This window comes from Butyrivibrio sp. WCD3002 (assembly GCF_000424265.1).
Lineage (GTDB): Bacteria > Bacillota > Clostridia > Lachnospirales > Lachnospiraceae > Butyrivibrio.
In genome coordinates, this window is the sequence record NZ_AUJO01000026.1 from 36,999 (window position 1) to 49,284 (window position 12,286).

General features: G+C 41.1%; 12 protein-coding genes. All 12 read right to left on the minus strand.

Going from position 1 to position 12,286, the window contains the following annotated elements; genetic code table 11:
• Positions 1-4: 4 nt before the first annotated feature.
• The gene (locus tag G608_RS0115575) at positions 5-838 is read right to left on the minus strand and encodes a CPBP family intramembrane glutamic endopeptidase (protein WP_026496789.1); all 834 of its coding nucleotides are present in this window, start codon (positions 836-838) and stop codon (positions 5-7) included.
• Positions 831-1,640: a PrsW family glutamic-type intramembrane protease gene (locus tag G608_RS0115580; RefSeq protein WP_026487766.1), complete on the minus strand. Its 810-nt coding sequence runs from the start codon at positions 1,638-1,640 to the stop codon at positions 831-833. Before G608_RS0115580 ends, G608_RS0115575 begins: the two co-directional genes overlap by 8 nt.
• A 201-nt stretch (positions 1,641-1,841) precedes the next feature.
• Entirely contained in the window at positions 1,842-2,075 is a 234-nt protein-coding gene (locus G608_RS0115590) for a hypothetical protein (RefSeq protein ID WP_155833310.1), read from the minus strand.
• A 33-nt stretch (positions 2,076-2,108) separates the two neighbouring features.
• Positions 2,109-2,855: an ABC transporter permease gene (locus G608_RS0115595; RefSeq protein WP_026496791.1), complete on the minus strand. Its 747-nt coding sequence runs from the start codon at positions 2,853-2,855 to the stop codon at positions 2,109-2,111.
• The gene (locus tag G608_RS0115600; protein ID WP_026496792.1) at positions 2,852-3,583 is read right to left on the minus strand and encodes an ABC transporter permease subunit; all 732 of its coding nucleotides are present in this window, start codon (positions 3,581-3,583) and stop codon (positions 2,852-2,854) included. The genes G608_RS0115595 and G608_RS0115600 overlap by 4 nt, the downstream gene beginning before the upstream one ends.
• On the minus strand, positions 3,580-4,425 hold the full coding sequence (locus tag G608_RS21490) for an ABC transporter ATP-binding protein (protein WP_051209416.1): 846 nt from the start codon (positions 4,423-4,425) through the stop codon (positions 3,580-3,582). Before G608_RS21490 ends, G608_RS0115600 begins: the two co-directional genes overlap by 4 nt.
• A 24-nt stretch (positions 4,426-4,449) precedes the next feature.
• Positions 4,450-6,615 carry a M13 family metallopeptidase gene (locus G608_RS0115610; RefSeq protein WP_081677465.1) on the minus strand — a complete coding sequence of 722 codons (2,166 nt, stop codon included), beginning with the start codon at positions 6,613-6,615 and terminating at the stop codon, positions 4,450-4,452.
• Positions 6,509-6,922, minus strand: coding sequence for a hypothetical protein (locus G608_RS0115615; protein ID WP_026496794.1), 414 nt, complete (start codon positions 6,920-6,922; stop codon positions 6,509-6,511). The genes G608_RS0115610 and G608_RS0115615 overlap by 107 nt, the downstream gene beginning before the upstream one ends.
• Positions 6,923-7,597: 675 nt before the next feature.
• Positions 7,598-8,689: an aldo/keto reductase gene (locus tag G608_RS0115625; protein WP_026496795.1), complete on the minus strand. Its 1,092-nt coding sequence runs from the start codon at positions 8,687-8,689 to the stop codon at positions 7,598-7,600.
• Positions 8,690-8,980: 291 nt separating this feature from the next.
• Positions 8,981-9,343, minus strand: coding sequence for a hypothetical protein (locus G608_RS21495; RefSeq protein WP_051209418.1), 363 nt, complete (start codon positions 9,341-9,343; stop codon positions 8,981-8,983).
• A gap of 278 nt (positions 9,344-9,621) precedes the next feature.
• Positions 9,622-10,272: a metallophosphoesterase family protein gene (locus G608_RS21500; RefSeq protein WP_051209420.1), complete on the minus strand. Its 651-nt coding sequence runs from the start codon at positions 10,270-10,272 to the stop codon at positions 9,622-9,624.
• Between the two features lie 326 nt (positions 10,273-10,598).
• Positions 10,599-11,840 (minus strand): MATE family efflux transporter, encoded by a 1,242-nt coding sequence (locus tag G608_RS0115645; RefSeq protein ID WP_026496796.1) that lies wholly within the window; start codon positions 11,838-11,840, stop codon positions 10,599-10,601.
• Positions 11,841-12,286: the final 446 nt, after the last annotated feature.

Below are 12,286 nucleotides of genomic sequence, written 5' to 3' on the forward strand. Positions count from 1 at the left end.
CTCCTTACCATTCTCGTCTGATCTTTTCAAAATCAATAGTCTTACCGACTTTCTTCCACACAATAAACGTCAGAACTGCATTTATTGCAGCAATTATAAAGTATGTGATAAGGATTCTCGCGCCATCTTCACCGGTATTAATATACGATGAACCTGAATCTCCCGTCGGAACAAACAGACCTTCTGTATAACCGGCAAAAAAATCAAACAGTCCGTGAGCCAGGCCGCAGGCCCAGATATTTCTTGTCTTCCAATACAGTATGAGGAGAGCCAGACCAAAAACGCCTGATTCCAGTGTTTTGGCGACCGCCTGTCCCCATGCAACAGGCGATGAGGGATCAAATCCCAAAACATGTACAGCCCCGAATACCAGTGAGGAAACCACTGCACTCAGAACAAAGACATATTTCTTTTCCCTGAACTTATAGACGATCGCATCGTTTATAACTGCCCTGAAAGCCAGTTCCTCAAAAAGTCCCACAGAAATAAACATAAGAAATATAATGATAAATCCCAATATCGGATTTTCCTTCAGGGGCACCTTTTCTTCTAGATTCGAAATCAGCAATACAGAGCCAATGATAAGGGACATCACTAAAAATCCAATGGTGTTCTTTATGACATATCCTGTAGAAACATAGCAGGAGGCAAGCGTCTTATCTCCGGATATCTGGTAGAGGAAAAAGCACACCGCTCCGCAGAGCATGGTCCTTACTATAAAGAACTGGAAATTTGTCTCTGTAGGTACTGTATTGAAACACACAACCACGTATACTATGCAGATCGCAGCAGTTATCAGCGGAGATTTTTTCATAAATTCAATATACTTTTTAAGCATTGGTATTCTCCTGCTCTGTACTGTTTTCAGCAATGAAGGAAAGCGCTACAAGGTTTGCGGCATTTTTCTTAAGTCGTCTGAATATGTAGAACTGGAAAAAGAATATCGGAATTACCGCAATTAACACCATACCAGCACCAATATATGTTGTTCTTTGTATTTCCGCTGTCATAGTCTCTACATTATCCCCGGCATGTATGAGCATGTTTGCACCAAAAAAATCAAAAACAGTATGCCAAACCACAGGGACAAAAAAAGCAAGAAGATATTCTTTTAATACAGACCCTCTGCCTGTTACTTTGTTATATCTGGCAAGTCCAAGATGTCTTCCCATGGCAAGCCCCAGCATCATATGCACTGTTATACCCGGCAACCTCATCAAGAGAACAGGAAGACTGACACTATATACAAAGTCTTCTATAAGAATAAACCCGAATCCGACAGCACCTGCTATCAGCATATATTCATATACATTTCTAATTTTTTTCCTATAGATGCATAATACAATAAGCGTAATGATAAGTTTTGCCAATTCTTCATTCAGCGCTGCAGAAAAAAGCGCATGATTGAAACTGGCAAGTAATAGAGGTCCATCTGTAGGTACAAATCCGGTTACAGCCCTGAATGTAAGTCCGATTATCAGGAAAAAGACAAATGAAAGCGGCACTGATAATAGTCCAAGTAATACCGGCAATAATGCCTGTCCTCTTGAAATTCTGTAATCTCCTTCCCAGGCAATCATATTCTTATAAAGAATCCCCACAATAATCAAACTTAGAACAAAACTGATAATCGATGTCATATTTTTCTCCTTTCTTTGTATACAAATTATGGATATACTCAGTCAGAGCTTTTCTGCCAAAATAATGCTCCGGCTGATGGATCACCAGATCAAAAGCCTGTCTTCAGGAGCAAGCCATCCTTTATTTACATAGAGATGAAAATCATCCTTAGGAGAAACCTCCATGTCAGGAGTAACATTCTCTTTTATGTCCGAGTTTATTCACGGATATCCTCCTGTCGTTACCGTCTCTTTTTCCTCTTCACCTGCCGGTGCGTCTGAATTTCCTTCACTGACGGACATATCTGTTTCTTCATTTTCAGTGCTTTCTTCCACCACTGATATTGCTTGCGGCGCTTCATCAACAACCTCCAAAGGAGCCGCGTTATTACCACAGGCCATAATAGTCCCTACCATAGCCATACATATAATCAGAGATACCGCTCTCTTTTTCATGCTTGAAATTCCTTTCTTCTCCGCCAATAAAAATCAGAAATCCAGCTCTTTTTTCCTAAAGAGCAGATATGCCAGAATAATCGAAATAACACAGATTTTTGCAACGTGCCAAAGGAGTGTAAATATTGCTGTTCCACCAGTTAGAAGCAGATCTACTTTGGCACATGCAAGGGCATGTGAAAAAACGTGCCTGTCTATATGCCAGAATTTTATCACCGGAATCATATTCAGGCCGCTCAGCAGTGTATCTCCCGCAAAAAGAAGAAATGCATCCACCAAAGTAGCATAGGCAACATTCTTACTCCAGAAAAGAATAATCATGGATATGGTTGCATAACCCAGGATAAGAAAAGCATTGGTCAATATCGTACTGTACAAAAAGCTGCTCTCTGACATGTTCATGTTTGCGCCCATTATCAGACCTGTTAAGGTGATAAAAAGGGCATAGATTCCATAAGAAATAAAGGTAATGATCACGCAGTTAATGAACTTGGCGATAAGGAGTCTTTTTCTTGAAATTCCTCTTCCAATAAGGCACTGCATAGAATTAGACGAAAACTCATCGGCGTAGACGCTCACATAAATAGCAATCCCTATAAAAAGATTCATTGTATTTATAGCAGTTCCCTGATTAGTGGCAAAAGTAAGGCCTCTTACGGTTCCATTTCTTTTTGCACCCAAGGTCCAGAAAAACGAAATTAACAGACATATTGCAAGCACAATCCAATATGCCGGCTTTCTTAGTATTCTTTTTACATCTGCCAAAATAAGATTTTTCAAAAGTCAAACTCCTTTCTCCGGAAGAAATAGGTAGTGATTGCCAGTGCTGCCAAGAGATAGCAGGCTGCCGGAAGAAGCTGCCACGGGAAAGCTTCCATCTCTATTCCGGTATATGCCCAGTCCAAAAGGCCATCAAAGGTATAGTCATATAATGACAGTGAGGAAAAAAACTCTATCATATTAAACACAAGTTTAAACACAACCGTAAATGCCACACATACGACTATACCCAGAACCGTAGAGCCCGAAATATACATGATCATGGCTGAAAAGACAATGTATCCAAAATGTCTAAGCCACCTCAGTATGATAAAAACAACAAGGTTCGTCTGCTGCTGCGAGCTTAATATAATTGCTGATCCTCCGTTTATTACTGCAAGGGTTACCGCAATGATGACCAGGTACACGCAAAGAAGTACAATTGCCGCATCAAGAAGCTTTGCAACTATGAGCTTATCCCTTGTTATGCCATGACCAAGTACAGCCTGCATGGACTTTGAGGAAAGCTCATGAGCAAAAACAGCATAGAAAGTGGGAAAAACAATAAAAAGAGCTATAGGCGCCCCGCTAAGCGACTTCTGTACACCTCTGACCAGTCCGATTGAGCCATCATTTACAACACCTTCAAGCACCGTATATGAAATATAGATCAGCGCCAACAAAAGCCCTATATAAATAAGACCAACCCGAAAGATACGCTTCAAATCCGCTCTTAACAAATTTCTCATTCTGCAGATCCTCCAATGAGTTCAAAGTAATAATCTTCCAGAGTAACTTTCTCTTTTCCTTCTTTAAGAATATCAATACCATTCTCTGCAAGAATACTTTTAGCTCTTTCCAAATTTCCGGCTGAGACTGTAAGTTCCACTTCCGGGCGCTTTGCAGAAAGGTCCTCCTGTGTGATTTCTTTTGCTATAACGCCTTCATGTACTATACCGAAACGGTCCGCGGTATTTTCCAGTTCTCCCAGAATATGGCTTGAAACTATGACTGTCATGCCAAACTCATCTCTAAACCGCCGTATCATATGACGAATATCTGCTATTCCCTGAGGATCAAGACCGTTGGTCGGCTCATCCAGAATGAGAATATCCGGATTACCAAGGATTGCATTGCCTATTCCGAGACGCTGTTTCATTCCAAGGGAATAGCCCTTAGCTTTCTGCTTTTCCTTACCGTCTACAAGACCAACAACCTTTAGAACACGGTCCACTTCCTCCTTTAACGCTTTTCCCTTAAGCCCCTTAGCTGCTGCGTAGTATTCGAGGTTCGCCCTGCCGGAAAGATAACCATAAAAATTGGATCCGACAAAGAAGCCTACCTTTGATCTGTTTGCAAACAGCTCTTTTCGGTTCCGGGATCCGGCTATGGAAACATTGCCTGAAGTGTATTCTGACAGCCCCAGAATCATCTTAAAAATAGTGGTTTTACCTGCTCCGTTCTTGCCTACCAGGCCGTAGATATCTCCCTTATTCACCTGCATGGTGACACCTTTAAGTACGTCATGTTTACCATAGCTTTTGATTATGTTATCAAGCCTTATTGCTGCATTTGAAGTCTCTGATCCCATAGTTTGTCTCCTTCCTAACAGATATCACCAGACATTGACTCTTTTTTCCGGGCTTAAGTACATTCCATCTCCCGGCTTTATATCATAGGTTTCTATAAATTCATCAAATTGCTGAAGAACAATATTTACCCTGTGGAACGGAAGCGGATGCATGTCGCTTTTCATGGTATCAAGTTCATTTTCCTCAGTTGTCTGCTCCGCATATTGCCTTGCAAAGGCTCTGAAAAACTCATCATAATCAAAATCAGTTATTTCCCTTACCGCATAAAGTACTGATTTGACACCTCCCATATCAGCAATAGCCTCATCTTTTACGGCATTTCCATTTACCTTCTGCTGCCCCGGAATCGGCCTTGCCAGTGAGAAGTATCCTGCCAGCTTTGATGCTTTTTCATCCATCTTTGACCTGTCCTGTGGTGTCATCCAATCAATGGGGATTTTATCATCATCAAACTGGCGCCCGTAAAGATCAAACTTTGTTCCGTTTGAATCAAATCCATGGGTTATCTCATGGCCAATCGTAGTTCCTACGATGCCTGCAAACTGCTCAAGTGATGCATCTTCTCCAAAAGCAGCATCGCACATAGCCAGATATCCCGCCATTATATAGATGCCATTTTCGTTGCAATAGTACACACAATTGACTTCGGTAGTAGTTCTGGAAGCATCGTAAATATCCCATTTATATCTATCCCAATTTGAATCAGCGCTTTTAACTGCCATGTGAGTTTCTATCATCCGTCTGCCCTCAGCAGCAGCTTCTACAAGATTTCCTCCTTCTTCATAGGACTTTATGTCCGCAGCTGAATAATCGGCGATATTATCAGGCTTTACAAGATGCAAAGCCATATTTTGCAGCTTCCCCGTTGCAGCTGTCCTTGTTTCTTCTGACATCCAGTCTTCTTCATCCAGTATTTGTGCATACGCCTTTATCAGTTCACTTGTAAATTCATTTATCTTAGCTATTTTTTCGTCATCTGTATAATATTTTTCCAGATACAAAGTATCCAGCAATGGTAAAAAGCCACAGATCTTAATGTCATTTCTAAAAAGGACACTATTCTGGCTATCTGAAATTCCCTCATAGTTATCAGCGCCGTTCATATACAGCTTAACCATCTTTTCATATGATTCGCGGTCGAGAAGGTATTTAACTGAATTAATGGTCTGTACAATGAGGAATGACTTGATATCTTCAAGGTTCTTTTCGGTATAGATCTTATGTAAGGACTGCAGATAGGAATAATCCACATAAAAGCTGTCACATTTCAAATAGCCTCTGCTATCCAATATCTGTAAAAGCGGATAATCCCCTTGTAAAGTCTTCAGCCCTTCCCTGGTGTTCTGAGCCTGTGTAAACATCTCCCCAACACCGAAGTTTTCGATATTACTGTTTCTTGCGATAAAAGTCTCTATACGGTAATTGCCTTTCAGGATAGCCTTGATCTCTTTTTCAGAAAAATCAAGCCTTCCAAGGAAATAGAAGATTACATCATCGTTTTTTTCTTTAGCTGCTAATGTATTGCTTGTATACTCCACATATGAGGAATTAGACCCCAGAGAGAGCTTTGGAGCCTGAAGCTTTAACGTGCTCTTGTCCGGGAACTGCAATTGTGTACTCACAGCTTCCGGATTTAACAGCCCCAGCCCAAAGGGATTTCTCGTAGTGTTCCCCTGGTACTGCGTAAGTTCACTTATAGAGGATATGCTCTGTATATCCGAAATATACTTTTCAAGAGGCTTTACTCCAAGCTTGTTTCGCTCATCCCAATCAGAATACAGTTTAACCAATGCTTTATATCTTTCTGCATTATCACCTGACATAGCCTCATCAGAAGCAATCTCCATATATCTTTCATACATCAGCTTATTTGCATCAAGAAATATACTGGCCTCTTCATATGCGGGGTCCAGAACAGCAGATGCAATATAATCTTTATTGGCAGCCGCTGCAAAATCATCCTGAAAACGTATATTATCCTCAGACCTGACTGTGAATACAACGTCAGAATCAACCCATTTTCCTCCCCCGGGAATTCCGGAAGGAACAGAACCAGAGCCATCCTCATTCGATAGATCAGATTCAGTCGCGTTCCCGCCTTTTCCACAGCCCGCAGATATGAGCACCAAAGTAGCTGTAAGAATCACAGCTGTAGTTTTTCTGAATACGCTCCATTCTTTGTTTCTCATTAGCTATCCTTTCTCTTATCTGATTTATTACTGCTGTTTCATAAGAAGCTTGAAAAAACCGTCCCAGGTATGTATCTTCTCTATTTCCTGCTTTGTATTCCGCTATATGTTCGTCCTTATCAAAATCCGGAATCGTCTCTCCGGAAAGACTTTCGCCAAAAGCCTTCCAGTCTTTAGAAGCATCAACCTGCCTTTTGGTAATTATTTCCCGGATTCTTTCAATGTGTAGAGCAATCTTATCTGTGGCATAGGTCTCTTTTTCAAACTCATCCCTCCCACCGTTAAGGTAGCCCAGGGCATATACCATCTGAGCAAATGCGTGCTCATCCTAATATTTATTCATGTTTCAGAAATCAGACAATCTTAAACACGATTTCTGACTCAATTTCCTACTGATGATATTCCGCTAAGTTGCATAAATACTACATATTTATTGTAAATGATATTGTTTCATATAGTCTACTAATCGGAATATTGTTTTCCATTTTTAAGAGATTTTTTATATTTTATTTCGTTTTGTTTTGCTTTACACCTTCTGTAGAATGTGCTATGACTCATGCCTGCTGTCTGCCTAAATGAACTCCCTTCTCCTTGGCAATGGCTATAGATTCAGAAACTCACGCAAAATTAAAAGACCTGGCCGAATATGAGGGCAGGTCCATTAATGGTGAAATCATAGATTAATCTTTCTGATTGCTATTAAAAAATATTATTTTGCAGGCAGTTCATGTTTTGGCAACCGTTTGGGAAATGGTCCTTCTACTGTACATGGGACCCCAACCCTGTCCAACTCTTCCCGCAGTAGATTGATATATTTATCAGTGTTTATCAGCTGCATAATCTCTGCTCCAAAAATCAGTGTCGACTCTGATGAGCACATTATATTCAGAGACAAATCTCAAAGCAATAGCAAAGGTTGCGAAACGTAACCTAATGGTTTCGTCCCGCAACCCCAACATCAATCTACCATTTTCTCCACGGATTATTTCATGAACTCCGCAATTTCTTTCATCCTGCTAATCTGATCTACCCCGAACGGGCATCTGCTGTTGCAGTGGCCACATGATATACAGTCGGATGCATTCTTTTCCAGAGTCTTGTAATGCTCTACTGCAAGAGAGTCTCCAACCTTAGCAAGATCATAATATTTATTTACAAGACCAACATCTATTCCTGCGGGGCATGGCTTGCAATGATTACAGTACACACACTTACCTTCAGCCTGGGATGGAGCAAAAGTACCTATGATTGAATAGTCGAGCGCTTCCTCTGACTTGTCATAATATGAAAGAAGTTCATCTACTTCTGCTACACTCTGAGCCCCAGGTAGGACAGTCAAAACTCCGGGTTTATCCAGGCAATATCTGATGCACTGGTAAGGAGTCAGTGCCTGTCCAAATGGAGATTGCCTGGCATCAAGGAGCTGTCCTCCAGAAAAAGGCTTCATGACAGATATTCCAACACCCTCTTTTTCACAGCGCTTGTATACTTCTGCTCTCTCATCCACACCGCCATGAGCATAATCACCTTGTCCGTAGTCATACCCAGGATTGATAGAAAACATAAGCATATCAATATCCGCATCATCCATGATCTTCTGTATGACTGCCGGAGTATGTGATGATAATCCGGTATGCTTTACAACGCCCTCAGCTTTCATCTGCTGGAGATAGTCATATACACCGTTTCTCTGATATGTTTCCCAGTCTGAAAACTCATCCTGGCAATGAATAAAACCATAATTTATATAGTCAGTCTTTAGATCATGAAGCTGTCTATCAAGAGACCTTTTTACAGTATCAAGGTCAAGTGACCATCCGTAGGTTCCCCGTGAGTAGTCGGCCCCGAAATGAATCTGATATATGATGTTGTCCCTGACATCTGAAAGAGCTTCTCCATACATAGGAAAAGCACTTCCATCTCCGGCGGCCATATCAAAATAGTTGATTCCGCCTTCATACGCATGGCGAAGTGTTTTCACCGCAGTGTCAAATCCTGCCTCAAATATATATGCCGAACCAAATCCTATTTCACTTATCTTGTCTTTGGTTTTTTTATTTTCTCTATACTTCATATAAGCGCTCCTGTGTTTTCACACTCACTAAGTCGGATTTACCAATCCAGCAAGTTCATAACCTTCCCAATGCTGTCATGGAAAACAAGATCTGCTTTCCCTTCCATTTTAGTCTTTCCTTTATTGATTATCACCATATATTTTCCATGATACATATGCGCAAGTTGAGCTGCAGAACCTACTTCAAGAGAAGTCCCTCCTATTATAAGAAGATCTGCATATCTTATAAGCGCAACTGCCTCTTCATAAGCCCTCTGTGGGAGGAACTCCCCATATAGTGTTACATCCGCATCAATTTCTCACATAATGAGTCGCATACAGTTTCTCAATATACTCATTCCCGGTCTTACTAAATCTAAGCTGCACAGTGCTTTTATTCTTTCTTCCCCACTGCTTATAAAATGTAAAACTCGGCTTCAGATTATTTTTTGAAGCGTACCGCTTCATTTCCTCAAGAACACCTGCAAGTTTCTTCAGGTTAATCTTACAGACCTTTTCAAGATACGGAATCTGACCATTTCGCCATCTCTCATAGTCCTCTTTTGACAAGATCCCCAAATCCATCAAAGTCTGTACAGCTGTGGCATAACCTGTTGTCTTCACCTGATGATACATGGAGCTATTTACTTTATTAATCAATTCTGCCTGATTCATTGATCCTCACCAATATACTTCATGAGTGTTTCAAGCCCCTCCATCGGAACACAGAATGTTCCATCTCTGTGGAGACAACCCTCTCGCACCTCATTTATGTCAAACCATTTAACTTCATCTACCTCTTCTTTCTGGAGAACAAGATTGTCGATATCAACCGGCTTTTCATAAACATAAAGTAGACTTTAAACCTACTATCTCTATAAACATCTCATTAAGTACCATCCAATCGTGATTATGATCATCTGCCAGATTATCTGCTATCTCTTTTTGCCTTGTTAACTTATCCTCTGCAGAATCCCAGCAACATCTACACCAGGATGGGTAAAGTACATCCGGCAGATCTGCTCCGCCAGGTCTTCTGATATTTTCAATTTCGCCGCTATCTCTTCATGCGAAGTCCCCTTGTCAGCAAGTTTCATCGCCTTGGAGATAATAGAGTCGATATTCTTCGGAAGAGAACTGGTGCTGCCCTCGACCTTTATGATTTTCTTCTCAAAAGAAAAATCATCTTTACCCCGGATCTCAAGAATTCCATAGCTCACTTCCTGATCCGGTTTTCTTTTTCCGCAGCAACCGGGGTTGAACCAGATCTGCCCGTACTTCTTTGTGGCCAAGGAGTACTTGTGACTGTGTCCATAAATAATGATGGGAAGGTCATCGATGAAGTCATCAATCATCCCTTTGTTATGGATCACATAAATCCTGTTGCCTTCAAATTCAAGGAGTGCTTTCTCAGGAAGGTACACTGCCCAATCCTTATCAGCATTTCCTCTTACTGCAGTGACCGGTGCAATCTTTTCCAGCTCATCGAGCACATCTTTCTTGTCGATATCCCCGGCATGAATTATGTGATCAACACCCTGCAGGCCTTCTATCACTTCTCTTCTGAGAAGCCCATGAGTATCAGATACAATTCCTATTCTCATCGTTAATCTCCGTTTAGTCCTGGATATATTAGCCATTCAATTATATCAAAAATCCCGGCCCACGTTCCGGCGCGCCGACCCGTGTCTGAGCCGTGTCCTAACGGTAGTGCTCAGATTTAAGCAAAAACAACAGTTTTTACTAATTATACCCCATCTTAAAAGGAGAAAATTAAGGTTTATGATTGCATTCACTTTTACTGCCTTGCAATTACTTTTTCACTCAAAGGCCCAGCATCCATCGTATGTTCTACCGTTGAAGCATTAACAAAGAGCCATGTATCAGTTTATATCAACCGAAACATGACCCTTGCTATTTCCCGGAACCTTTAAGCCGCATCAGTGATTGGCTCAGCTACAGGTTCCTCAGATATTTTTTTATTAAGTTCCTTCAATGTTATAGCGGACATGATCACTACAGCGATAAGTGTTCCAACATCTGCAATAGGTGCAGAATATAATGCTCCTTCTACACCGAAGAACATGGGCAGGACTATTGCAAGAGGAACACTAAGGATAAATTCTCTAAGGAGTGAGAGCCCCATTGCCATAGAAGGTTTGCCAAGTGCTTGCAGGAAAACGCTTACCGACTTCTGGATGCATGTGAAGATTATCATTGACAAGAATATCCTGAATGCCTTTACAGCAAACTCGTTGTATAGCCCGTCTTCGCTTCCGAATATCGCGGTTATCTGAAGAGGAAATGCCTCAAAGAGGACAAGTGCGACCGCTCCTACTATTGCCTCTGCTTTTACTATTGTGGTAAACAGCTCTTTTACCCTCTTATACTCTCCTGCTCCATAGTTATATCCTATGACAGGCTGAGATCCTGCTGCTATTCCGATGCATACAGAGATCACTATCTGGAATACCTTCATGACTATTCCCACAACTGTTAGAGGAATATCTGCACCATATTTGCTTCTTGCACCATAGGTGACGAGAACATTGTTCATTACACCCATGATAACCACAATCGAAATCTGTGTAAGAAAACTGCTGATTCCAAGAGGCATAAACTTTGAAATAATATTTCTGTCGGGGATAAAGCTCCTTTTATCAAGCTTTACAGACTTTGCTCTCGTAAGATATACAAGGCCGCAGACTGCCGTCACTATCTGTCCGGTTATCGTTGCAAGGGCAGCTCCCATCATCCCCCAGCCAAGAACAAATATGGCAATCGGATCCAGGATTACATTAAGAATACATCCGATCAGCGTTGTTATCATTGCGAACTTAGGACTGCCGTCAGCCCTGATGATCGAATTAAGACCATTTCCAACTACAAAGAAAGGAATTCCTATTATTATGAAATTAAAATACTCGTCGGCAAGAGCAAAATTGTTTCCATCACCTATCATAAGTGCGATAGCAAGTGAAATGACTGTTATCGGGAACACGACATTTGTAGCGCCATTACCAAGATAACCCACACTTCTTCCGATAAATATCTGATCCACTATGTTGTAGAGTGCAGATACGAGAAGCGACATGATACACGGGATTGAAAATTTAAGCAGAAGTTTTCCTATCTTCTCTTCTGCAAGATATCTGTTTGTGTTCTGTTGCATTGTTTTACCTCCATAATCAAATAGGATTTCGCTTGTGAAATCCGCGCGCGAGCGTCGCAAGATGTCCAGTGGACATCTGCTCTGCGACGACCGGAGTGGAACGTAGAAATTGCGCAGCAATTAACTTTCATCTCCGCGAGCTGCGCATCCCACGGAGTGTCTTTTTATATCATAGGAAGCAATTTCCTATGATATAAAAAGAACGCATGCAAAGGTCTTCACTTCACACGCGTCCAGTTACAACCTGATTGCCGGAGCACCACCGACAACCAATATTCTATTTTCTTCAGCTAATTGCTATTATAATATCTATTTTGACCTTTTACCTCATAATTTGATATAATAATAGCATTAAAAGCTTCCTGTATGATTTAAACAGGGATTGACCTAAAAAGAATACCTCAAGTAAAGTTGGATTGTTACTGACCTGGCAGTTGGTAATAATC